Origin of the sequence: Mesorhizobium sp. 131-3-5, assembly GCF_016756575.1 — a bacterium.
GTDB lineage: Bacteria > Pseudomonadota > Alphaproteobacteria > Rhizobiales > Rhizobiaceae > Mesorhizobium > Mesorhizobium jarvisii.
In genome coordinates this window covers 6,155,132-6,177,364 of record NZ_AP023254.1, presented here as the reverse complement: position 1 = coordinate 6,177,364, position 22,233 = coordinate 6,155,132, and the positions used below count along the sequence as shown (strand labels likewise).

The 22,233-nt window shown below is 61.7% G+C and carries 22 protein-coding genes; 21 read left to right on the top strand and 1 reads right to left on the bottom strand.

Annotation, left to right across the window (positions count from 1 at the left end; genetic code table 11):
- Window positions 1-9 precede the first annotated feature (9 nt).
- The 8 genes from JG747_RS30115 (at window position 10) to JG747_RS30080 (ending at window position 7,393) form a co-directional block, all read left to right on the top strand.
- Window positions 10-810 (top strand): SDR family NAD(P)-dependent oxidoreductase, encoded by an 801-nt coding sequence (locus JG747_RS30115; RefSeq protein WP_019860239.1) that lies wholly within the window; start codon window positions 10-12, stop codon window positions 808-810.
- 3 nt (window positions 811-813) lie between these two features.
- Complete coding sequence (locus JG747_RS30110; protein WP_202360618.1) at window positions 814-1,779, top strand: 3-hydroxyacyl-CoA dehydrogenase family protein; 966 nt, start codon at window positions 814-816, stop codon at window positions 1,777-1,779.
- On the top strand, window positions 1,742-3,040 hold the full coding sequence (locus JG747_RS30105) for an ABC transporter substrate-binding protein (protein ID WP_202360617.1): 1,299 nt from the start codon (window positions 1,742-1,744) through the stop codon (window positions 3,038-3,040). Before JG747_RS30110 ends, JG747_RS30105 begins: the two co-directional genes overlap by 38 nt.
- Window positions 3,041-3,102: 62 nt before the next feature.
- Window positions 3,103-3,837 carry an ABC transporter ATP-binding protein gene (locus tag JG747_RS30100; RefSeq protein WP_202360616.1) on the top strand — a complete coding sequence of 245 codons (735 nt, stop codon included), beginning with the start codon at window positions 3,103-3,105 and terminating at the stop codon, window positions 3,835-3,837.
- The gene (locus tag JG747_RS30095) at window positions 3,830-4,540 is read left to right on the top strand and encodes an ABC transporter ATP-binding protein (RefSeq protein ID WP_202360615.1); all 711 of its coding nucleotides are present in this window, start codon (window positions 3,830-3,832) and stop codon (window positions 4,538-4,540) included. Before JG747_RS30100 ends, JG747_RS30095 begins: the two co-directional genes overlap by 8 nt.
- The gene (locus JG747_RS30090; RefSeq protein ID WP_019860233.1) at window positions 4,540-5,403 is read left to right on the top strand and encodes a branched-chain amino acid ABC transporter permease; all 864 of its coding nucleotides are present in this window, start codon (window positions 4,540-4,542) and stop codon (window positions 5,401-5,403) included. The genes JG747_RS30095 and JG747_RS30090 overlap by 1 nt, the downstream gene beginning before the upstream one ends.
- Complete coding sequence (locus JG747_RS30085) at window positions 5,403-6,416, top strand: branched-chain amino acid ABC transporter permease (protein WP_019860232.1); 1,014 nt, start codon at window positions 5,403-5,405, stop codon at window positions 6,414-6,416. The genes JG747_RS30090 and JG747_RS30085 overlap by 1 nt, the downstream gene beginning before the upstream one ends.
- Before the next feature lie 104 nt (window positions 6,417-6,520).
- Window positions 6,521-7,393 carry a 3-keto-5-aminohexanoate cleavage protein gene (locus JG747_RS30080; protein ID WP_236952381.1) on the top strand — a complete coding sequence of 291 codons (873 nt, stop codon included), beginning with the start codon at window positions 6,521-6,523 and terminating at the stop codon, window positions 7,391-7,393.
- 115 nt (window positions 7,394-7,508) lie between these two features.
- Here JG747_RS30080 and JG747_RS37690 read toward each other — a convergent pair whose 3' ends face one another.
- Window positions 7,509-8,516: a GntR family transcriptional regulator gene (locus JG747_RS37690; protein ID WP_019860229.1), complete on the bottom strand. Its 1,008-nt coding sequence runs from the start codon at window positions 8,514-8,516 to the stop codon at window positions 7,509-7,511.
- 631 nt (window positions 8,517-9,147) lie between these two features.
- On the opposite strand from JG747_RS37690, the gene JG747_RS30070 reads away from it, so the two are divergent.
- The 13 genes from JG747_RS30070 (at window position 9,148) to JG747_RS30010 (ending at window position 22,089) form a co-directional block, all read left to right on the top strand.
- A complete protein-coding gene (locus tag JG747_RS30070) occupies window positions 9,148-10,224 on the top strand; it encodes an ABC transporter ATP-binding protein (protein ID WP_027047215.1) in 1,077 nt (358 codons plus the stop codon).
- Window positions 10,225-10,271: 47 nt separating this feature from the next.
- A complete protein-coding gene (locus JG747_RS30065) occupies window positions 10,272-11,171 on the top strand; it encodes an ABC transporter permease (RefSeq protein ID WP_019860227.1) in 900 nt (299 codons plus the stop codon).
- A 2-nt stretch (window positions 11,172-11,173) separates the two neighbouring features.
- Entirely contained in the window at window positions 11,174-12,019 is an 846-nt protein-coding gene (locus tag JG747_RS30060) for an ABC transporter permease (RefSeq protein ID WP_019860226.1), read from the top strand.
- Window positions 12,016-12,762 (top strand): SDR family NAD(P)-dependent oxidoreductase, encoded by a 747-nt coding sequence (locus JG747_RS30055; protein ID WP_120145541.1) that lies wholly within the window; start codon window positions 12,016-12,018, stop codon window positions 12,760-12,762. The genes JG747_RS30060 and JG747_RS30055 overlap by 4 nt, the downstream gene beginning before the upstream one ends.
- Window positions 12,763-12,779: 17 nt before the next feature.
- A complete protein-coding gene (locus JG747_RS30050) occupies window positions 12,780-13,553 on the top strand; it encodes an SDR family NAD(P)-dependent oxidoreductase (RefSeq protein ID WP_027047213.1) in 774 nt (257 codons plus the stop codon).
- A gap of 117 nt (window positions 13,554-13,670) precedes the next feature.
- Window positions 13,671-14,906, top strand: coding sequence for an ABC transporter substrate-binding protein (locus JG747_RS30045; RefSeq protein WP_202360614.1), 1,236 nt, complete (start codon window positions 13,671-13,673; stop codon window positions 14,904-14,906).
- Between the two features lie 65 nt (window positions 14,907-14,971).
- On the top strand, window positions 14,972-16,081 hold the full coding sequence (locus JG747_RS30040; RefSeq protein ID WP_019860222.1) for an ABC transporter ATP-binding protein: 1,110 nt from the start codon (window positions 14,972-14,974) through the stop codon (window positions 16,079-16,081).
- 51 nt (window positions 16,082-16,132) lie between these two features.
- On the top strand, window positions 16,133-17,014 hold the full coding sequence (locus JG747_RS30035; RefSeq protein WP_019860221.1) for a polysaccharide deacetylase family protein: 882 nt from the start codon (window positions 16,133-16,135) through the stop codon (window positions 17,012-17,014).
- A gap of 42 nt (window positions 17,015-17,056) precedes the next feature.
- A complete protein-coding gene (locus JG747_RS30030; protein ID WP_064986271.1) occupies window positions 17,057-17,389 on the top strand; it encodes a hypothetical protein in 333 nt (110 codons plus the stop codon).
- Window positions 17,382-18,431 (top strand): CobW family GTP-binding protein, encoded by a 1,050-nt coding sequence (locus tag JG747_RS30025; RefSeq protein ID WP_202360613.1) that lies wholly within the window; start codon window positions 17,382-17,384, stop codon window positions 18,429-18,431. The genes JG747_RS30030 and JG747_RS30025 overlap by 8 nt, the downstream gene beginning before the upstream one ends.
- Window positions 18,432-18,436: 5 nt before the next feature.
- Window positions 18,437-19,657, top strand: a complete 1,221-nt coding sequence (locus JG747_RS30020) for an ABC transporter substrate-binding protein (RefSeq protein ID WP_038652146.1) — start codon at window positions 18,437-18,439, stop codon at window positions 19,655-19,657.
- 21 nt (window positions 19,658-19,678) lie between these two features.
- Window positions 19,679-21,052, top strand: coding sequence for an amidase (locus JG747_RS30015; RefSeq protein WP_446720604.1), 1,374 nt, complete (start codon window positions 19,679-19,681; stop codon window positions 21,050-21,052).
- A gap of 68 nt (window positions 21,053-21,120) precedes the next feature.
- Complete coding sequence (locus tag JG747_RS30010) at window positions 21,121-22,089, top strand: cyclase family protein (protein WP_038644738.1); 969 nt, start codon at window positions 21,121-21,123, stop codon at window positions 22,087-22,089.
- Window positions 22,090-22,233: the final 144 nt, after the last annotated feature.

The window sequence follows — 22,233 nt, the reverse complement described above, 5'->3', positions numbered from 1 at the left end:
TGGGAAGCCATGAGCGACTTTCTAAAGAAACCACTGTCGCTGTTCGACATTGCCGGCAAGGTTGCAATCATCACGGGCGCATCCGGCGCCTTCGGCGCACTGGCCTCGCAGGTCCTTGCCGGAGCGGGAGCAAAACTCGCCATTGTTGCGGGCAGCGCAAAGGCCCTGGAGGACACGGCGGCAGCGTGTCGTGAACTCGGCGCCGAGGTCGAAGCGATCAATGCTCGCCCGTCCGATGAGGCCGCCTGCGAGGCGATCATATCGAAGACGGTCGAACGTTTCGGCCGAGTCGACATTCTCGTCGTTGCGTCAGGCAAGAACGACGTCGCGAAAATCACCGAGATGGCGCCGGCCCGGTTCCTGGACGTGATGGATGCCAACGTCACGCAATCCTGGCTGATGGCGCGCGCCGCCGGCAAGCAGATGCTGGCGCAAGGCGAGGGCGGCAAGATGGTGCTGATGTCCTCGGCGCGCGGCCTGCTCGGCCATCCCGCCGGATACACCGCCTATTGCGCGTCGAAGGCCGCCGTCGACGGCATCACCAGGGCGCTCGGCTGCGAGTGGGGGGCGACCGGCATCACAGTCAACGCCATCGCGCCGACCGTCTTCCGCTCGCCGCTGACAGCCTGGATGTTCGAGGATACGGAAAACGCCCAAACTGTCCGCAAGGGGTTTCTGGCGCGCGTGCCCAAGGGCCGCCTCGGCGAGCCCCAGGACCTGGCCGGGCCTCTGCTGTTTCTGGTCTCGAAGGCGTCGGATTTCTACACCGGCCACACGCTTTACGCCGATGGCGGCTATACGGCAGGCTGAGGCATGACCCGAGCCAAGCAAACCATCGCGATCGTCGGCGCCGGCCTCATGGGCCATGGCATCGCTCAGGTCTTTGCAAGGGCCGGCCATCGCGTACGCGTCTTCGACGCGCAAGCGATGGCTCTTGATACGCTGCAGTCGCGCATCGCGAAAAACCTCGCTGACCTGGGTTTCGGGATCGGCTCGGAACGCAACGTGTCCGGCCACGCCGATCTCGCCGAGGCCGTCGCCGTTGCCGATATCGTCATCGAGGCGGCGCCGGAAAAGCTTGAGCTGAAACGCTCGATCTTTGCCGAGTTGGTTCGGCTGGCGCCGAAATCGGCGCTGCTTGCCTCCAACACATCGGTCATTCCGATCGGCCAGATCGCCGAAGGGCTGGAAACACGCTCGCGTATTCTCGGTACACATTGGTGGAATCCGCCCTTCCTGGTGCCGCTGGTCGAAGTGGTGGGATCCCCCGATACATCACCCGAGGCGATCGCCGCGATGATCGCCCTCTTGTCGTCGGTAGGCAAAACACCGGTGCATGTGAGGAAGGATGTTCCAGGCTTTGTCGGCAACCGGCTTCAGCACGCGCTGTGGCGCGAGGCAATCGCCATCGTTGCGGAGGGCATCGCCGATGCAGAGACCGTCGACACGGTCGTCAAGGCCAGTTTCGGCCGGCGGCTCGCGGTGCTCGGTCCGCTCGAGAATGCCGATCTCGTCGGCACCGATCTGACGCTCGACATCCACAATGTGGTTCTCCAGCATTTGAACCGCTCGCCTGAGCCGTCGCCTTACCTTAGCGATCTCGTCGCGTCGGGCAGGCTCGGCATGAAGTCGGGCGAAGGGTTTCGCAACTGGACCGACGAACAGGCCGGCGGGCTGCGGGGCACGGTATTTTCCTATCTGAGAAATTTCGCATCAACGCCAACAGGCTCGGGAGGAGACCATGGTGAAGACGATGAAAGCAGCCGGCGCGGAGCATAAGGTCACGCGCCGCAACTTTTTGAAGACTGCGGCCGGGACGGCGCTTGCCGCACCGGCAATCCTCAGCATGACGCGCGCCTATGCCGACACGCCGACCATCAAGGTCGGCTATGTCAGCCCGAAGACCGGACCGCTTGCCGGTTTCGCGGAAGCCGACGATTACATCGTCGGCGGCATCAACAAGGCCTTCGCCGGCGGACTGCAGAACAATGGCAAGTCGTGGGCGGTCGAAATCATCGTCCGCGACAGTCAGTCGAACCCGAACCGCGCCGCCGAGGTCGCTTCGCAGTTGATCCTCAAGGACGAGGTCGACATCCTGCTGGGCGCCGCGACGCCCGACACGACCAATCCGGTTTCCGACCAGGCCGAGATCAACGGCAAGCCATGCATCACCACGGATTGCCCCTGGCAGCCCTACTTCTTCGGCCGCGGCGGCAAGCCGGACAAGGGCTTCGAGTCGACCTATCATTTCTTCTGGGGGCTGGAAGACGTCATCGCCAATTTTACCGCGCTGTGGAACCATCCCGGCGTCGAGAAGAAAGTCGGCGGGCTGTTCCCCAACGATGCCGATGGCAATGCCTGGGGCGACGCCGAGCTCGGCTTCCCCAAACCGCTCGCGGCAGGCGGTTTCGCGCTCACCGATCCGGGCCGCTACCAACCGCTGAGCGACGATTTCTCGGCACAGATATCGGCCTTCAAGGCCGCCAATGCCGAAATCATCACCGGCGTGATGATCCCGCCGGACTTCGGCACCTTCTGGGCGCAGGCTGGCCAGCAAGGTCTCAAGCCAAAGATCGTCACCGTCGGCAAGGCTCTGCTGTTCCCCTCGGCCGTGGCGGCGCTGGGCGAGCGCGGCAACGGCTTGTCCTCCGAGATATGGTGGTCGCCCAACCATCCTTTCGTCTCATCGCTCGACGGCACGACCTCTAAAGCCCTTGCCGATGGCTACACCGCCGCGACAGGCAAGCCGTGGACGCAGCCGATCGGCTTTCGCCATGCGCTGTTCGAAGTGGTGGCGGACGTGGTCAAGCGCGCGGCCGATCTGGAGGACGCGGCCGCGATCGTCGAGGCGATCCGCGCCACCAGCCTGAAGACCATCGTCGGCACCATCGACTGGTCGAAGGGGCCGGTGAAGAACGTCTCCAAGACACCGCTCGTCGCGGGCCAATGGCAGCGCAGGGATGACAAGCTGGAACTGGTGATCACCACCAACACCCAGGCGCCGGAAATTGCGATCGGCGGCGAACTCGTCCTTCTGTAAGCTTCGGGCGGCGGCCGTGCTCCGGCACGGTCGCTGCCGCACTCATTTGAAGGAAACTCGCTTTGCCCATCCTGGCTGTCAACGGCGTAAGCAAGCGCTACGGAGCCCTGCAGGTTACCGACAATGTCACGCTGTCGGTTGCCAAGGGCGAAGCTCTGGGCATCATCGGCCCCAACGGCGCGGGCAAGACCACCCTGTTCAACCTGATCGCCGGCACCGTGCTGGCCGACGCCGGCACGATCGACTTCGACGGCACCGATGTCACCCGCATGCCGGCACGCCGGCGCTGCCACCGCGGCATTGCCCGTTCCTTTCAGATTCCGCATCCCTTTGCCGGGATGACGACCTACGAGAACATCCTGGTGGGTGCTGCCTTCGGCCGCAAGGCATCGGAGCGCGACAGCGAGGCGAGGGCGGTAGAGGTGCTCGAACTTACCGGTCTCCGGCGCAAGGCGAATGTGCTGGCCGGCCAGTTGACGTTGTTGGAACGCAAGCGCCTGGAAATGGCCCGCGCCCTGGCAAGCGATCCCAAGCTGCTTCTGCTCGACGAGATTGCCGGCGGGCTGACCGAACCGGAATGCCTGGACCTTGTCGAGGCGATCCGGCAGGTGCGCGCCGCTGGCGTCTCGATCATCTGGATCGAGCATGTCGTCAACGCCCTGCTTGCCGTGGTCGACCGCATCGCGGTGATCGACTTCGGCCGGAAGATCGCCGACGGTGACCCGCGCGCGGTCATGGCCAGCCCGCAGGTCGCCGAAATCTACATGGGTCTGGACGCGGAGGCCGTGCATGGCTGAAGCATTGCTCGCCATATGTGGGCTCAGGGCCTTCTATGGCGATTTCCAGGCCTTGTTCGGTGTTGACCTCGAGCTTGGGGCCGGTGAGGTGCTGGCACTTATCGGCGCCAACGGAGCCGGAAAATCGACGCTGCTCAAGGCGATCACCGGGCTGGTGCCCTGCAGCTCGGACATGGTGCTGCTGCGCGGCCAGCCGATCGGAGGCGAGCGGCCTGACCGTATCGCCCGGCGCGGCATTGCCCTGGTGCCGGAAGGGCGCCGCTTGTTCCGCTCGCTCAGCGTCGAGGAGAATCTGGTGATCGGCGGCGAGCGCGCCAAACCCGGCCGCTGGACGCTCGACGCGGTCTACCAGCTGTTTCCGATCCTTGGCGAGCGGCGGCGCAGACCCGGCACGGCGCTGTCGGGCGGCCAGCAGCAGATGGTCGCCATCGGCCGTGCCTTGATGGCCAATCCCGACATCATCCTGTTCGACGAAATCTCGCTTGGGCTGGCACCGGTGGTCATCAAGGATATCTACGCCGCCTTGCGCCCAATTGCCGCCACCGGCGTCTCGATCATCCTGGTCGAGCAGGACGTCTCGCGGGCGCTTGGCGTCGCCAAGACATTCGTCTGCCTGCAAGAGGGCAAGGTATCGCTTGCGGGCCGTCCCGCCGAGCATGACCGCGCGGCGATCACCGCCGCCTATTTCGGGATGCATCGCTGATGGACTGGGTCAACGCCATCGTCCAGGGCGTGCTGCTCGGCGGGCTCTACGCGCTGTTCGCCGCCGGCCTGTCGCTGATCTTCGGCGTCATGCGGCTGGTCAACATTGCCCATGGCGATCTGATCGTGCTCGCTGCCTATATCGCCCTGGTCGTGGTGCACGCGACCGGCCTGCACCCACTGGCGTCGGCCATTATCGTCGTGCCGCTGATGGCGGCGATCGGCTACGGCCTGCAGCGCCTGCTGCTCAACCCGACGATCGGCAAGGATCTCTTGTCGCCGCTGCTCGTCACCTTCGGCATCTCGGTCATCCTGCAGAACGGCTTGCTGGCGACTTTTACGGCCGACAGTCGGCGGCTGGCCGCCGGTGCGCTGGAAACGGCCAGCATCCAGGTGCTGCCGGGCCTGAGCCTGGGCATCCTGCCGCTCTTCATGTTCGCGGTGTCGGTGCTGCTGATTTTCGGTCTCGAATGGATTTTCTACCGGACCAGTCTCGGCCGAGCCTTCCGCGCGACCTCCGATGACGCCGAGATCGCGCAGCTGATGATGATCGACCGCCGCCATATCTTCGGCATGGCGATGGCGCTGTCGGCCGGGGTGGTGGCGATCGCCGGCATCTTCCTCGCCATCCGCACCAATTTCGACCCGTCATCCGGCCCAACGCGGCTGCTGTTTGGTTTCGAGGCTGTCATCATCGGCGGGCTCGGCAATCTGTGGGGCACGCTCGCCGGCGGCATCGTGCTTGGCGTCGCGCAGGGGATCGGTGCGCAGATCTCGCCAGGCTGGCAGATCCTTGCCGGCCATCTCGTCTTCTTCCTGGTGCTTGCGCTGCGGCCGAAAGGCCTGTTCCCGAGGATGGACTGATGCGCGCCAGTTTCTCGATCGAGCGCTCCACCGCGACCAGCCGGATGACCGCGATTGCAGCCCTTGTCCTTCTTGTCGGCCTTGTCGCGGCACCCTGGTGGGCGGGTCGCGCCAACATCCGGCTGCTTGGCGAGATCTATTCCTTCATCGCGCTGGCCAGCCTGTGGAACCTGCTTGCCGGCTATACCGGCCTGGTCTCTGTCGGCCAGCAGGCCTATGTCGGCTTCGGCGGCTATGCGCTGTTTGCGCTCGCCATGTTCCTTGGCGTCCATCCGTTGCTGGCGATCCTGCTTGCCGGTGTGCTGGGCGCACTGATCGCCATTCCACTCGCACCGCTGCTGTTTCGCCTGCAGGGCGCCTATTTTGCCATCGGCACCTGGGCCCTGGCCGAAGTCTTCCGTCTCGGTTTCGCCCAGCTCTCGGTGCTCGGCGGCGGCTCTGGAACCAGCCTCACCGCGAGCGTCGTCACCGGCATCGCGGCCAACCGCGACGTGCGCGAAATGCTGGTCTACTGGACGGCATTGGCGCTCGCCCTCGCGGCGTTGGCCTTCGTCATCCTGCTGCTGCGCTCGCGCATGGGGTTGGCGCTGACGGCGCTGCGCGACAGCGAGATCGCCTCTGAAAGCCTCGGCATCGACATCTGGCGCAGTAAGCTTTTCGTCTATGTCGCAGTCGCCGGACTGACCTCGATGACGGGCGCCTTCATCTTCCTGCAGAAGCTACGCATCTCGCCGGATGCCGCCTTCAGTGTCAATGACTGGACGGCCTATGTCATCTTCATCGCCGTCATTGGCGGCATCGGCACCATCGAAGGCCCGATCGTCGGCACGATCCTGTTCTTCCTGCTGCGCGAGACCTTGTCCGATCTCGGAACCACCTACCTGTTGATCCTCGGCGCAGTTGCCATCCTCGTCATGCTGAAAGCGCCGAAAGGGCTGTGGGGCATTCTCGCCGAGAAGACCGGCCTCTCGCTGGTGCCCACACGCCGGCGCGTGGCCTTTCAGGACCAGTAGAACAATCATCGCTTCCCGTGCAAGGAAAGGACCAGCCCGTGGCCGACCTGTCGAAGAAAGTCATCATCACCTGTGCCGTCACCGGCGGCATCCACACGCCGACCATGTCGGATGCGCTGCCTTTCACGCCGGACGACATTGCCCGCCAGTCGATCGAAGCGGCCGAGGCCGGTGCCTCGATCCTGCATCTGCACGCACGCGATCCGAAGGACGGCCGTCCAACGCCGGACCCGGCGGTGTTCATGCAGTTCCTGCCGCGCATCAAGCAGGCGACCGACGCGGTCATCAACGTCACCACCGGCGGCGGCCTCAACATGAGCGTCGAGCAGCGGCTGGCCGCTCCCCTCTTGGCCAAGCCGGAAATGTGCTCGCTCAACATGGGCTCGATGAATTTCGGCATCTACCCGCTCGCCGACCGCTATTCGTCGTGGAAGTATGAGTGGGAGGAACCGTATCTGCGCGGCACTGATGACTTCATCTTTCGCAACACGTTTCGCGACATCGAGCGCATCCTGAAATTGCTCGGAGACGGCCACGGCACCAGGTTCGAGCATGAATGCTACGATGTCGGCCATCTCTACAGTCTGGCGCATTTCGTCGATCGCGGCCTGGTGAAGCCGCCTTTCTTCGTCCAGATGATCTTCGGCATTCTCGGCGGCATCGGCCCCGACATGGACAATCTCACCTTCATGAAGCACAAGGCCGACAAGCTGTTCGGTTCGGACTATCGCTGGTCGGTGCTGGCTGCCGGCCGCTTCCAGATGCCATTCGCCACCCAGGCCGCCATGCTCGGCGGTTCGGTGCGGGTCGGGCTGGAGGACTCGCTTTATATCGGCCGCGGCAAGCTTGCGGGCTCGAACGCCGAACAGGTACGCAAGATCCGCGCCATCCTGACCGAACTCGGCCACGAGATCGCCACCCCGTCGGAGGCCCGCGCGATACTGGGATTGAAGGGCGGCGATCTGGTTGGCTTTTGAGACCGCGCCGCGGTTGGATCGCATTCGCGCCAACCGTCGAACAGACGAGCACCAAGGATATGAGGTGATCGGTACGCTGTTCAGCGCCGTGAACATGAAGATAGTTATAGGCCGGCTACTCGACTCGCGTCAGATAACCGGCGGTCACACTCGGGCCTGGAATGATCGCGACGATTTTCATCTGGGCAATCATGCGTTTCATCGCCGCGTCGAGATGCGTTTCCAGCATCGCGGCGGCTGCTGTCACCGCACCGCGGATGAGAAGCTCCACAATCAGGCGCAGTTCGGTGATGACCGTCGGATCACCGGGAAGCCCGAGCTTGCGCAGCAGCCGCTCGGACGCGCCGACGGGAAGCAGGTTGTTGCGAATGAGCTCGCGCAATTGCTCGTTCTCCGTGGTCAGTATGCAGGTTTCGATCAGCCGCGTTTGAAGCTCCTCGATGTTCTTCAGGTGATCGGTGGTATCCAGTTCCTCAAGGGTCACAAGCTGGCTGAAGAGCTTTGTCAGTCTGTCGCGGTCGATGAGCGGCGCACCCGCCAGCAGCGACGACGGCTCCAGCATGCGGCGGAGCGCAAAGTGATCCTTGATCGTCTGGGCGGTGAGGGGGCCGGCCATCCAATGGGAACTCTGGTTCTTGCGCACGAGGCCACGTTCCTGCAGGCGGCTGAGGACGTCTCGCACCACCGTACGGCTGACATTGAAGTGATTGGCGATTTCTATCTCGATGATCCGGTACTTGCCGAAAACGACGCAGCCGGCGACGTCGGCTTCGACCGTGTTGTAGATGCGCTCCCAGGACGAGCGGCTCTGAAGCGCTTCATCGGCATGCTGCAGAACGACAAGGCCGAGCGACTTTATGTCGGTGCGGTTGGGCACGACATCGCGACCTTGCGGGCCGACAAGAAAACCTCTGCCCTTGAAGCGATGGACAAGGCCTTCGGCTTCGAGGCGTAGAAGTGCGCGCTGAACGGGAGCCCGAGAGATCTGAAGGATTTCCGCGATCGGTCCTTCAAGAAGAACCAGCCCGCGAGGAAGCAACCCGTCCTTAATATTGTTGCGCAGCACATCTTCTGCAATTTCGTAGCGCCGCTGCGTGTTCTGGCCTGCATTGCTGCGTGTCATGGCGAGAGGCGTTCTCCGTCTTTGACCCTGATGAGAACAGGAAATTGGATGCCTGTGTGTACGCTATTTTGCGAACGTTTCACATCGACAAATAATGACTTTTGCATACAAAATCTGAAAAGCCAGAGCGGCAACGCCAAAATTTTCGGCGCGCGTATAGTTGGCATGGCGCTTGCTTTGAACCCATGGCAGTCAGCGAATCTGCGCTTGAGAGTGAGGTTCGTGCCGTAAATTTAGGCTCTGTTTGCACCAAACAGGCAGCGTTTTCGCATTGCCTGGGCATAAATTGTTGCTCCGTTACAAGCCTATTGATCATTTCGATAGGGGAAAGCCGTTTGTGAAATGTCGATGCAGGCGCCAGCGCCGGTCAGCCATTTGACGCGATGCGCTCAAAATAGCGAAACGCTAAAAAGCCTATTGAATACAAAAATCATTTATGTCATAAATTTTGAAGCGGATGCCGGAAGAAGCATCCCGAGGTGGATGAGCACAACCACAAGAAACGGATTGCTTCAATGCGCGCAGATCATGCGCGCAACCGCTATCGGCTTGCCCGTTCGCGGAAACGTTTCCGCGTCACCGCGCGGTGACGTAAGCGACAGTTTACTTGTGAGAAACCGGCAGGGAAATCGTGGCGGCAGTTTTGCAGCTCTCTCAGGTGACAAAGGCGTACGGCGCGCTGCGGGCGCTCGACGGCATCGATATCTCGCTGCCGGACAATGCCTACATCTCGCTTCTCGGTCCGAGTGGATCGGGCAAGACAATCCTGTTACGCGTGATTGCCGGCTTCGAGGCTCCCGATAGCGGCAGCATCCTTTTCAAGGGCGAACGCGTCGAAGCGGTTCCGCCGCATCGCCGCAACATCGGCTTCGTGTTCCAGAATTTCGCTCTGTTCCCGCACCTGTCCGTCGCGGGTAACATAGCTTTCGGTCTGGAGAACCGGGAATTGAATCCAATCACGGATTCGGCCGTCGTTCGCGCCAGGGTCAAGGATATCGTCGCTCTGGTCGGTCTGACCGGTCTTGAAGACCGAGGCGTCGCGCAGATTTCAGGCGGCCAGCGTCAGCGCGTGGCGCTGGCCCGAACATTGATAACCGAGCCGTCGCTGGTCCTGCTGGACGAGCCGCTTGGCGCGCTCGATGCCAATTTGCGCACGCGCATGCGCGCCGAGCTGCGGGCGATCCGCGAGCGCTGCGGCGTAACGTTTCTGCATGTGACCGGCAGCGAAACCGAGGCACTGGCAATGGGTGACACCGTACTCGTGCTGGATCGCGGACGCATCGCGCAGGCTGACGACGCCGACACCGTCTACAACCGGCCGCGGTCCGCGGCCGTGGCACGATTTCTCAATTGCTACAATCTTTTCGAGGGACAGCTCTCGAAGGACGATTTCATCAGTCCGGTGGGAAGGTTTCCGTTGCAGGGGCAGAAGGCCGATGTGCGCGGTCAACCAGCCTATGCCATCCGTTACGATCGGATCTCCGTCAGGCCGCTCGCGGCCCCTGTTACAGCGGAGGAAGTCCGCATCGAGGGCACGTTCATCGCCGACGAGTATTCGGGCGCGGCCATCAATTCGTTTTTCTCGCTCGATGACGGGCGCGTGATCGAGGTCGAGTCCCATCTCAGCCAGGCCGCGCCACAGACCTGTGTGCCGCACGGCCGCTACGCCCTCGTCTGGAAACGCCAGAATGCACTTGTCTATGCATGAAACGCGCTTGGGTCCTGTGTCTGCCTGCGGAATGGAGATTGTGAACGATGGCGATGACTGCCGCCACGGCTGAACCGGCGTCCGCCGACCGGCCCGCAAGGAAAATGCCCGACAGGACGTTGTGGCTGCTTGCGCCTGGCGTGATCTGGATGGTTCTTTTTCTCGTCGTGCCGATTCTGATGATGGTTTACGTCTCGTTCTGGACGCAGACCACATTTGCGATCACGCCGACGCTGACGATCAAGAGCTGGGTGATGTTTTTCTCCAGCGACACCTATCTCAGCGCGCTTTGGACGACAATTCGCATCTGGCTCATCGTCCTGGCGGCAACCCTGATCGTTGGTTATCCGGCTGCTCTCTTCGTCGGGCTGTTCGTGCGCAACAAGACCGTGCAGACGGTGCTCTTGGTGCTCTGCGTCATTCCGTTCTGGACGTCGTTTCTGATCCGCGTTCTTGCCTGGCGTCCGATGCTCGGCAAGGAGGGCGCAATCAACCTCATTCTTCAGGGTGTCGGGCTTATCAACAAGCCGATCGAGGTGCTGCTGTTTTCCGAGCTGTCGGTCATTATCGGCATGACGCAGATCTATTGCGTGTTCATGGTCGGGCCGATCGCCTTCATGATGGGCCGCATCGACCAAAGCGTCATTGAAGCCGCGCAGGACCTCGGTGCCGGCTTCTGGCGAATTTTCCGCACCATCATCCTGCCGTTGTCGATGCCAGGCGTCGTGGTCGGCGCGATCTTCGTGTCCGTGATGGTGCTTGGCGAATTCGCGACGTCCGCGGCCTTGTCCGGCCGCAAGGTCAATCTCCTGGGCAACATCATCGTGACGCAGGTCGGGTCGCTGAAATGGGCCTTCGCGGCGGTCGCGGGTGTGATCCTGACCATCCTGATGGGCATCGTCGTGGCTGCGCTGCTGCGTGTGGTCGATCTCAGGAAGGAGCTCTGATCATGCAGGCAAGCGGCACGAAGCTGGTTCTTGGCATCTACACGACACTGTTCCTCGTGTTCCTTTACGGTCCGATGGTGGTTCTCGCGATCCTTTCCTTCCAGACAGGACCGGAAGGCGGTCCGCAATTTCCGATCATCGAATGGTCGGTCTATTGGTACAAGCATCTGTTTGGCATGACGCCGCCGACGCGCATCGCGCCGTTGCCGATCGAGGAGGCGCTCGTACGCTCGCTCGTCCTGGCGGTGATGACGATGATCGTCTCGACCGTTCTCGGGGTCACCTCGGCACAGGCATTCCGCAAGAAATTCACCGGCTCCGGTTTTGCTTTCTACCTGATCGTGCTCGGCATGATGGTGCCCGGTGTGCTGGTCGGGCTCGGCATGGCGCTGATCGCCAATGCACTGGGTATCGACCGGCACTGGTGGGGGACGACCTTCGTGCTGCACGTCGTCTACACCTATCCCTTCGCGTTCCTGGTGATGCTGGCAATCCTCAACCGCTTCGACCAGAACGTCGAGGAGGCCTCCTGGTCGCTTGGCGTGTCGCCGGTGAAAACGTTCCGCAAAGTGACGTTTCCGCTGATCTTTCCGGGCGTCCTCTCGGCCATGCTGTTCGCCTTCACGCTGTCCTACGACGAGTTTTCGCGCACCCTGTTTGCGTCGGGCCGTGACCTGACGTTGCCACTCGCAATCTACGGAACGTTCTCGGTGGAGGTCCATCCGAACGTCTTTGCGTTCGGTGTGCTGACGACGCTGTTCTCCTTCGCACTGCTCGGGACCTATGCGGCGCTGATGATGCTGTCGATCCGCCGTGCCCGCCGGGTCGCCATCCAGGAGGAGGCATGATGCCCGGCGAGACAGCGAGCGCAATCGTAACCGGCGCCGGTTCCGGGATCGGCAGGGCAATAGCCATCCGGCTCGCCGCAGATGGCTACGCCGTATTGGTCAACGACCTCGATCTCGGGCGCGCCCAAGCGGTGGTTTCGGAGATTGCCGTCTCTGGCGCAAAGGCTGTCGCTGCCGCCGGCGACGTCTCATCCGAAGTGGACGCAAGGGCCATCCATGCGGCGGCCGTGGCGGCCTTCGGCGACACCGACCTGCTGATCAACAATGCCGGCATCGTGCATCAGTCGCTGTTTGAAAATCTCGAAATAGCGGATTTCGACCGGATGTTTGCGGTGCATGTCCGCGGAACCTTCCTGATGACGAAGATGGTTCTGCCGGCGATGCTGAAGGCCGGCAAGGGCGCCGTCATCAATGTCGCGTCGCAGCTTGGCCAGGTCGGGGGTATCGAGCTTTCGCATTACGCGGCCGCCAAATCCGCGATCATTGGCATGACCAAGTCGCTGGCCCGTGAGGTGTCGAGCCGCGGCGTGCGCGTCAATGCGGTTGCGCCTGGGCCCATCAACACACCGCTTGTTCGGGAACTGTCGCAGGAATGGCGCACCCGCAAGGCATCCGAGCTGCCGCTTGGCCGTTTCGGCGAGCCTGAGGAGGTGGCGGCAACCGTTGCCTTTCTTGCGTCGCCGCAGGCCAGCCTGTTTGTCGGACAGACGCTCGGTCCGAATTCCGGCGACGTGATGCTGTGAGCGAGGACATGACAATCATGACTGACACGCTGCTCTCTTCCCGTGTTGTTCTCATCACCGGCGCTGGCATCGGCATCGGGCATGCGACAGCCAAGGCCTTCGCGGCACTTGGCGACCATGTCGTCGTCACCGATGTGCTGGAGCGCGAGGGCAACGACACGGTCGAGGCCATCCGGATGGCTGGTGGTTCGGCTGAATTCCATGCGCTGGACGTGCGTTCGACGTCCGCCGTCGATGCGCTGGTCGCCAATGTGGAGGCGCGTCTGGGCCGGATCGACGTAGTCGTTGCCAATGCCGGTATCGCCCACAAGGCGCCGCTCGAAACGCTTGACGACGACAAGTGGGACCTGACGTTCGATATCGATCTGAAGGGTATCTTCCGCGTTGCGCGTGCTGCGGTCCCCGCAATGAAGGCACGAAGATCCGGCGCCATCGTCGCGCTCTCCTCGATCATGGGGACGTCCTACGGCTGGGACGAGCATGTGCACTATTCCGCCGCCAAGGCCGGCGTCGTCGGCCTGGTGCGCGCCCTTGCCGTGGAACTCGCCCGTGACGGCATCCGCGTCAACGGCATGGCGCCTGGCTACATCCGCACCGCCCAGCTGCTGTCGGAGGAAAATTCGCTGGGCGCGGCGGGCGCCGAAGCCGCCGGCACCTTCATTCCAATGGGGCGCATCGGCGAACCCGAGGAAATCGCAGACGTGATCACGTTCCTTGCATCACACGGCGCGAGATACATGACCGGTCAGACGCTGGTCGTGGACGGCGGCCTCCTTGTGGGCCGGTACTAGCACACGACGTCCTCCGAAAATCCTCAACGGCCTTTCGGAATTATTCGCCAGAGCAACGGATCAGGGTGTCCACAAGGGGACGCTCCGGGGAACACAAGAACAACTGGAGACAAAGCAATGTCAGTTTCGTCAGAAATCAATCGTCGTTCACTGTTGAAGCGTTCCGCGGGCGCCATGGCGCTTGCGATGGGAGGCGGTACGCATTTCCTGTCTTCAAGCGCCGCTTATGCGCAAAGCACAGCACTTGCGTCCGAGCAGCTGCGCACCATCGGTCTTTCGGTGACCGTTCAGGAACGCATCCTGGCCGACTTCAAAAAGGCAAGCGGCGTCGGCTCGACCTCGGGCACGGCGGCAACCTTCCCGGATGCGCAGACCAAGATCCTGTCCGGCTCCAAGGACTATGACGTCTGGGAAACCATTGGCGAGCGTCTGCCGTCCGTCGTCATGACCGACAATGCCGATCCGATCGCGACGTCGGCGCTGAAGAACTGGTCGAACATCCGTGACATCTTCAAGAAGCCCTATCCGAAGTGGCCTGCCTCGGCGCAGATCGTCGGACAGATCTGGACCGACGACACACAGACGGCGTTGTGGATGGTGCCTTCGGTCTTCAACTTCGATTCCGTTGGCTACAATCCCGACATCGTTTCCGAGGAAGAAGCAAACAGCTGGACGGCGATTTTCGATTCCAAGTGGAAGGGCAAGTCCGGCCTCAACACCGACCCATTGACCGCTTTCGGCCAAGCCGTGATGGCGATGAACACGCTTGGCCTCTCGGATGTGAAGAACCCGGGCAATGCATCGGCGGCCGAGATCGACGAAGCTGCGAAATTCCTGATTTCCAAGAAGAAGGACGGCCAGTTCCGGGCACTTTGGGGCGATTTCGGCGAACTCGTCAACTTCCTCGCCTCCGGCGAAATCGTCGTGTGCGACGCCTGGCAGCCGGCCGTCATGGCTGTCAAGGCACAGGGCAAGGCGTGCAAATACGCCATTCCCAAGGAAGGCTATCGCGGCTGGTCGATCGGCAACACCATGCTGAAGGGCACGCCGAACAAGGCTGCCGTCGAAGCTTACGCCGACTACTGGCTGTCGGGTCCTCCGGGCATCATCGTTTCCGAGCAGGGCTACTATTCGCCGACGACCAACATCAAAGAGGTCATGTCGCCGGAAAAATATGCCTTCTGGTATGAAGGCAAGCCTTGGGTCGGCGCCACGGAGCGCGGCATCAAGGAAGGCGATCTGCGTGACGGCGGTTCACTCGAAACGCGCGCGGCCAACGTCGCCTACTGGCACCAATGGCCGGAAGAATATGATCACCTGGTGCAGAAGTGGGATGAGTTCCTGAGCGCCTGATATCTGACGGGGCGGGCGATCAGCCTTGCTTGCCCGCCCCACCCCTTTTTTGCGAAGCGAGTGCGATGATTTACGATCTCGAACTGTACAGGATTGGCAAGGTTTACGACAGCGGCACGCCAGCCGTGATCGACTTCAACCTGTCCGTCAGCAAGGGCGAGTTCATCGCTTTCCTCGGCCCGTCGGGCTGCGGCAAGACAACGACCCTGCGAATGATCGCCGGGTTCGAGAGCATTTCCTCCGGCGACATGATGGTCAAGGGCGTTCGCATCAACGACATGCGGCCTGCCGACCGCCCGACATCAATGATCTTTCAGAACTACGCCTTGTTCCCGCACATGACGGTCCGCCGCAATGTCGGCTATGGCCTCGAGGTCAAGGGGATGGCGAAGGCCGAGCGTGACGCCAAGGTCGATCGCATGCTTTCGAAGCTTGGTCTGGACGATATTGCCGAGAAAAAAACCGACAGGCTTTCCGGCGGCCAGCGCCAGCGCATCGCGCTCGCCCGCGGCCTGGTGGTCGAGCCGGATATTCTTCTTCTGGACGAGCCGCTGGGCGCGCTCGATGCCAATCTGCGCAAAGCCATCCAGAACGAGTTGAAGCTGCTGCAAAGGACGCTTGGCATCACCTTCGTGTTCGTGACGCATGCGCAGTCGGAAGCCCTGGCGCTCTCCGATCGCGTCGTGGTGATGAACCAGGGTCGGGTCGAACAGATCAGCCCGCCGCATCAGCTCTATACGCGTCCCAACACCCCGTTTGTTGCCCGGTTTATTGGCCGCAACACGATCTTCACTGGCGCGGTCAGGGGCATTGAAGACGGGCGCACCATAGTCGACACGCCACTTGGAACGCTTGCCGGCAGCGCCAATGGCGACATGAGCCCTGGCGCCGCGGTCAATGTCGTCATTCCGGCCGAAGCCATGGAAGTTCATACATTGAGCAGCGTCACCCGCGCTGCGATCTCCAGGCAGTCTGGCGGCAATGTCATCGACGCCAAAGTCAGCCGCTTCGATGTCGTCGGCCACATTTCCCATCTTTCGGTCGAGTTGCCGGATGGGCGGGCGATCGCGCTCGAGGCCCATATCGACAAGTATCCGCCTGGCGTCTTTCCCGAGGGATCGGACATCCTGCTTGCCTGGAACCCAGGTCAGGCAACAGTCATCCCGGCGACCTGAAAGACCATCGAGCCCATAAAATGGACCGGAAAACCTCAAGGAGAAAATGACGTGGCTAAGGAAATTCTGTGCAGCTTTGGCATCGATGTCGATGCAGTGGCCGGTTGGCTCGGGTCTTATGGCGGCGAGGATTCGCCAGACGATATTTCACGCGGCCTGTTTGCCGGCGAAGTCGGCAGCATGCGCCTTTTAAAACTGTTCGAACGGTTCGGCATCAAGACCACATGGTTCATTCCCGGTCACTCGATCGAGACGTTCCCGGAACAGATGCAGGCCGTGGCGGACGCAGGCCATGAAATCGGTATCCACGGCTACACCCACGAAAACCCGATCGCGATGACACGCGAACAGGAGATCGAGGTCCTCGACAAGTGCATCGAACTGGTGACGAAACTGTCCGGCAAACGCCCGACCGGCTATGTGGCGCCATGGTGGGAGTTTTCCACCGTCACCAACGAACTGCTGCTGGAGCGCGGCATCAAGTACGATCACTCGCTGATGCACAATGATTTCACACCGTATTACGTGCGTGTCGGCGACAGCTGGACCAAGATCGACTATTCCAAAAAGCCCGCCGACTGGATGGTGCCGCTGAAGCGCGGCCATGAAACGGACCTGATCGAAATCCCGGCATCCTGGTATCTCGACGATCTGCCGCCGATGATGTTCATCAAGAAGTCACCCAACAGTCATGGCTTCGTCAATCCGCGCGATATCGAGGACATGTGGAAGGCGCAGTTCGACTGGGTCTATCGCGAAATGGACTACGCGGTCTTCCCGATCACCATCCATCCCGATGTCGCCGGCAGGCCACAGGTCCTGATGATGCTGGAACGGCTCTATGCCCATATAAGCAGTCATCCCGGCGTCAAATTCGTTACGATGAACGAGATCGCCGATGATTTCGCCAAGCGCTTTCCGCGTCGGAAATAAGGCCGATAGTGCCAGCGCCTTGTCCGTCCTGAGGTCTTTGTCATGTGTTCGCTGTGCGGAATTCTCGGAAGCAATGAGCATTGGACCGATGCGGTTGCACGTCCGGGCGTGTTCACGCGCAACACCGAGCGTGTCGACCGCCGCCGGGAGAGGGCGAAGCGCGTCCGTATTGCCAGCCGTATTCTCACCGAGTTCGGCATGACCCTGTCGGACTGGCAGGGCAGCTCGTTCCTTCTGTCGACCCGCACGGGCAAGACGGAGATGGTCGAGGATCTTGGACATCTGTGGCCGCTGGCGGAAAAGATATCCGGCCGCGTCTGCGATCCGCTGTCTCATGCTCTGATCGAGAGGCTGGAGGGCGGCGGCGATGCCTGATACCTTCCCCGACTTCACGCCGGTCAATCTGCTGACCGGGTTTCTGGGTTCCGGCAAGACCACGCTGCTGCACCGTCTTCTGCAGGATCCGGCCCTGTCCGATACAGCGGTGCTGATCAACGAGTTCGGTGAAGTCGGTCTTGACCATCATCTGCTGGAGCGGATCGATGACACCATGGTGCTGCTGCAATCAGGCTGCGTGTGCTGCACCATCCGGGGCGAACTGGCGCAGGCGATGCGCGACCTGCAGTCCAAGCGCGAGCGCGGCATCGTGCCGCCCTTCCGGCGGCTGATCATGGAGAGCACCGGGCTTGCCGATCCGTTCCCGGTTTTGTCCACCCTCAAATCCGATCCTGTGCTGCGCCATCATTTCAAGGCGGCGAATGTGATCACCACGCTTGATGCAGTCAATGGCCTGGCACAGCTCGAAACCCATGGCGAATCGGTGCGGCAGGCGGCAATCGCCGATGCGATCGTTTTGACCAAGACCGACCTGACCGACGAGCCGGCGGTTGCCCGGCTTATGCAGCGCGTGCGCCGGATCAATCCGGATGCTCCCTTTGTCGATGCGCATGGCGATCACTTCGATATCGATCGTCTGTTGAGCGGGGCATCGGGTTCGGGCGAGGGCGCGCCTGCAAGGAGCGGCTTTTATTGCGAGGAGCCGGTGTCCGTCATTGGCGAAGCCGGCAGCGCCCATCAAAAGCCGGTGCATTCCTTCGTCATGACCATCGACGCGCGCATCGACTGGACCGCTTTCGGACTGTGGTTGACCATGCTGCTCAACAGGCACGGCGACAGGGTTCTGCGGGTCAAGGGCATCCTCAACATCGAGGGAGAGGACAACCCCGTCGCCATTCACGGCGTCCAGCATCTCGTCCATCCCCCTGTTCACATGACGGGATGGCCATCCGATGATCGCCGCTCCCGCATCGTTTTCATTGTTGACGGACTGGATGCCGATTTGATCCGACGCTCCTTTTCAGCCTTCAATCGGCTCGGGCTGCCACAACCCGCAGCCGACATCACCGAGACCGCGTAGAGGCCATGACCAAGCATCACAAGCCATCGGCGCTTTCGTCGCCAGCGGTTCACACAGAGGGTCGGCCGAAGCTTCGCATTCTCGGCACCGCCATTTCCCTGCTGGAGGAACTGCGGCTCGGCGCCGAGCGCGATCTCGGCATGGACATCGAATTCGACAATCAGGATTTCATGACGGCGCAGCACAAGGCGGCGCTGGAGCCGGACACCTATGATATTTACGACCAGTGTTTTCACAATCTCGATATCGTCTGGTACTGGCGCGCGGTGCAGCCGATCGATATCGACCGCATCGGTCTTTGGGATGAAATCACCGATCTGACCAAGACGGGGCGCATCGGTCCGAACGCGCGGATCGGCCAGGGCGATGCGCCGGTCACCAAGCTTTTCGTACAACCGAACCTTGCCTTGGACGAAAAGCCGTCGCGCTGGATTTCCATGCTGCCGACGACCCACAATTTCGACAGCTTCGCCTACAGTCCCGAGGTCGTAAGGAAAAACTCCGCGCGTATGAACTCGTGGGCAGCGCTGCTCAACGAGGAGTTTCACGGACACGCGGCGCTGGTCAACGAGCCGGCGATCGGCATTTTCGACGCGGCGCTGGCAGCCCAGGCGGCGGGCCTGATGACATTCAAAAATCTCGGCAACATGTCGGTCGAGGAGATCGACAAGCTGATGGATATTCTGGAGGCACGCAAGAAATCCGGATTTTTCAAGGGGTTCTGGAGGTCTGCCGAAGATGCCGCAGACCTGATGACCTGCGGCGACGCCGTGATCGAAAGCATGTGGTCGCTCGGCATCAGCAAGCTGGATCTGCGCGGCGTTCCCGTGGAGCTGGCAAATCCGGTGGAAGGCTACCGCGCGTGGCATGGCGGGCTATGCCTGTCCAAGCGGCTGAACGGACGCATGCTGGACGCGGCCTACGAATATCTGAACTGGTGGCTGTCAGGATGGCCGGGCGCCGTGGTCGCGCGCCAGGGCTACTACATGTCGACGCCGGAACGATCCCGGGCACACATGACGCCCGCCGAGTGGGACTACTGGTACCAGGGCCTGCCGGCGGCGAACGATCTTCCGGGACCGGATGGATTGCTTCGGGTCAAGGCGGGAGCGGTCAGAAGCGGCGGCTCCTACTGGCAGCGTGCCAATTCCATTGCCGTCTGGAACACCACCATGGACGAACACAATTATCTCGTGCGCCGCTGGATGCAATTTGTCGCGGCCTGAGCGCGCCTCAAAAAAGGAAGCATGGTCATTACACAAAAACTCAATTCCCTGTCTGTTGCCCAACTCTCGGTGATGATCCAGTCCGGTGCGGTGGACCCGGTCGAAGTGGCCGAGGCGACGTTCGACGCAATTGCCGCTCATGCCGATCCGGCTGTTTTCATCAGCCTGTTGCGCGACCGGGCAATGAGCGAGGCGGGTGCTGCCTCACGCCGGATCAGGGATGGCCGTTCACTTGGCCTTCTCGATGGCATTCCGGTTGCCTGGAAGGACCTGTTCGACATCACCGGTCTGGCGACGACGGCGGGCTCCAAGGTTCTTGCCCATACTGCGCCGGCCCTCGACGATGCCGATGTGGTTTCGCATTTGAAAGCCGCGGGCATGGTTGCCATCGGCCGCGTCAACATGAGCGAGTTTGCGTTTTCGGGGCTCGGTATCAATCCCCATTACGGCACACCGAAAAACCCCAGAAGTACGGATGTGCCACGCATTCCGGGCGGCTCCTCGTCGGGCTCTGGCGTTGCTGTCGCGGCCGGTCTGGTTCCGGTCTCGATCGGAACCGACACCGGCGGCTCCGTGCGCATCCCGGCCGCTTTCAACGGGATTGTCGGATACAAGGCCACCCGCGGGCGCTACTCGATGCGTGGCGTCTTTCCGCTGGCGCAGAGCCTTGATGCGCTGGGGCCGCTCTGCCGCACGGTGCAGGATGCCGTCTGGATCGATGCCGCCATGCGCGGCTTGTCGGCACCCTCGATAGGCCGAGGCACCCTCCAGGGACTGACCATCGTGATCCCGCAGAATGTGGTGTTCGACGATGTCCAGTCCGGCGTGTCGGACGCGTTCGAGTCCGCAACCGCCCGCCTTGCCAAGGCAGGCGTCAAAATCGTGCGGTTTGCCATTCCCGCGTTCGATGAGATTCTGGACCTGACGGCCAAGCATGGCGCGCTGGTGACGGCGGAAGCCTATGCCCTGCATCAGCAACGGCTTGCCGGCCCTGAGGCAGCCGACATGGATCCGCGCGTGGTGACCCGCACGCGGCTCGGCGCGAAGATTACCCTTGTCGACTATCTGAAAATCATCACTTCGCGCACCCGGCTGATCGGGGAGGTCGCTGGACTCGTGGATGCCGGAGCGCTGATCGCCTTCCCGACCGTCGCGCACGTGGCCCCGCCGATGGAGCCGTTGAAAACCGATGACGAGCTATTCGTCAAAACCAATATGCGCACGCTGCGCAATACGCTGCTCGGCAATTTCCTGGACTGGTGCGGCATTTCCATACCTTGCGGCACGGGCGAGGCCGGCATGCCTGTCGGCTTCCTGCTGTCGGCGCTGCCGGCGCGCGATGAGCAACTGCTGTCGGCGGCACTTTGTGCCGAAGCGGTCATTCGCGGCGAATAGCGCTGCCGTCCAGATGAATAGGCAAGCCTTTGGTCGGGTTTTCCACCTGAAGAACAAGGAGAACGGCAATGTGCATGGCGTGTTACGTCGACGAGGCGATGAAGAGCAGAATTATTGCCTACAACGCCGAATTCCATAAGGTCACCAAGAGCCCCTACGGCAGCGACGACGAGATCGGCATGCTGAACCTCATCGATGCCGAGTCCCGCTCGGCCATCATGAGCCGCACCGATCCATCCAAGGTGTTCGATCTGTCGGTGGATCATTTCATCGGCATGCCCGGCTGGTTTGGTGCCGGCGATCAGCCATATCAGATCTGGATGACGCACACGCCGCAGGGTGAGATCGTTGCCAACGCCATGGGCGTTACCCCCGAAGCCAACAAGCTCGTCGGTTATTCCGGCGATGCTATATCGATGTACACCCATTGCGGGACCCACATCGATACCTTCAACCATTTCGGCTACAATGGTGAGATATTCAACGGCTTTACCGCGCGGGACCATCTCGGCAGCCGCGCCTGGCAAAAATGCGGACCGGAGAAATATCCGCCGATTTTTGCACGTGGCATTCTGCTGGATGTCGCGGCTCTGCACGGCGTCGATACGTTGCCGCCGAGCCATCCGATCGGCAGGGCCGATATCGAGGGCTGCCTGAAGAAGCAGGGCCTGTCGATCAAGCCTGGTGATGTCGTCCTGCTTCGTACGGGCCAAATGCTGCTGTGGCCCGACAAGGCGTTCGCCAGCAACACGCCGGGGCTTAATCGCGAAGGCGCCGAGTATCTCGCCAAGCACGGCGTGATCATGATCGGTGCCGACAATCTGACGCTGGAACAGACACCTTCGGCACATCCGGAGAATTTCTTCCCCGTTCACACCTATCTCCTGGCCGAAGCCGGCGTCCCTATTTTGGAAATGGCCCAGCTGGAGGAGCTGGCGGCGGAAAAGGTCTATGAGTTTGCCTTTTTTGGTGCCTGCATCAAGCTGCGCGGCGCCACGGGAACGCCGATGCGGCCGGTGGCGATGCCGCTTCGATAAATTGCGCGCACGCCCACGAAGCCGCGCGCTTGCAAGCAAATGTTCGCGGCCGTTCGATCGACAGCAACAGGCCAGAGCAATTCCAGGAAAAGTGTGAACGGATTTTCGTCCGGGATTGCGTCAAAACAAAGAGTTGGAGCAGTC

What these genes read in the sequence shown, in the direction of transcription:
- JG747_RS30115 (WP_019860239.1), top strand. Translation starts at nt 10, where the DNA reads ATGAGCGACTTTCTAAAGAAACCACTGTCGCTGTTCGACATTGCCGGC.
- JG747_RS30110 (WP_202360618.1), top strand. Translation starts at nt 814, where the DNA reads ATGACCCGAGCCAAGCAAACCATCGCGATCGTCGGCGCCGGCCTCATG.
- JG747_RS30105 (WP_202360617.1), top strand. Translation starts at nt 1,742, where the DNA reads ATGGTGAAGACGATGAAAGCAGCCGGCGCGGAGCATAAGGTCACGCGC.
- JG747_RS30095 (WP_202360615.1), top strand. Translation starts at nt 3,830, where the DNA reads ATGGCTGAAGCATTGCTCGCCATATGTGGGCTCAGGGCCTTCTATGGC.
- JG747_RS30090 (WP_019860233.1), top strand. Translation starts at nt 4,540, where the DNA reads ATGGACTGGGTCAACGCCATCGTCCAGGGCGTGCTGCTCGGCGGGCTC.
- JG747_RS30085 (WP_019860232.1), top strand. Translation starts at nt 5,403, where the DNA reads ATGCGCGCCAGTTTCTCGATCGAGCGCTCCACCGCGACCAGCCGGATG.
- JG747_RS30080 (WP_236952381.1), top strand. Translation starts at nt 6,521, where the DNA reads ATGTCGGATGCGCTGCCTTTCACGCCGGACGACATTGCCCGCCAGTCG.
- JG747_RS37690 (WP_019860229.1), bottom strand. Translation starts at nt 8,516, where the DNA reads ATGACACGCAGCAATGCAGGCCAGAACACGCAGCGGCGCTACGAAATT.
- JG747_RS30065 (WP_019860227.1), top strand. Translation starts at nt 10,272, where the DNA reads ATGGCGATGACTGCCGCCACGGCTGAACCGGCGTCCGCCGACCGGCCC.
- JG747_RS30060 (WP_019860226.1), top strand. Translation starts at nt 11,174, where the DNA reads ATGCAGGCAAGCGGCACGAAGCTGGTTCTTGGCATCTACACGACACTG.
- JG747_RS30055 (WP_120145541.1), top strand. Translation starts at nt 12,016, where the DNA reads ATGATGCCCGGCGAGACAGCGAGCGCAATCGTAACCGGCGCCGGTTCC.
- JG747_RS30050 (WP_027047213.1), top strand. Translation starts at nt 12,780, where the DNA reads ATGACTGACACGCTGCTCTCTTCCCGTGTTGTTCTCATCACCGGCGCT.
- JG747_RS30045 (WP_202360614.1), top strand. Translation starts at nt 13,671, where the DNA reads ATGTCAGTTTCGTCAGAAATCAATCGTCGTTCACTGTTGAAGCGTTCC.
- JG747_RS30040 (WP_019860222.1), top strand. Translation starts at nt 14,972, where the DNA reads ATGATTTACGATCTCGAACTGTACAGGATTGGCAAGGTTTACGACAGC.
- JG747_RS30030 (WP_064986271.1), top strand. Translation starts at nt 17,057, where the DNA reads ATGTGTTCGCTGTGCGGAATTCTCGGAAGCAATGAGCATTGGACCGAT.
- JG747_RS30025 (WP_202360613.1), top strand. Translation starts at nt 17,382, where the DNA reads ATGCCTGATACCTTCCCCGACTTCACGCCGGTCAATCTGCTGACCGGG.
- JG747_RS30020 (WP_038652146.1), top strand. Translation starts at nt 18,437, where the DNA reads ATGACCAAGCATCACAAGCCATCGGCGCTTTCGTCGCCAGCGGTTCAC.
- JG747_RS30015 (WP_446720604.1), top strand. Translation starts at nt 19,679, where the DNA reads ATGGTCATTACACAAAAACTCAATTCCCTGTCTGTTGCCCAACTCTCG.
- JG747_RS30010 (WP_038644738.1), top strand. Translation starts at nt 21,121, where the DNA reads ATGTGCATGGCGTGTTACGTCGACGAGGCGATGAAGAGCAGAATTATT.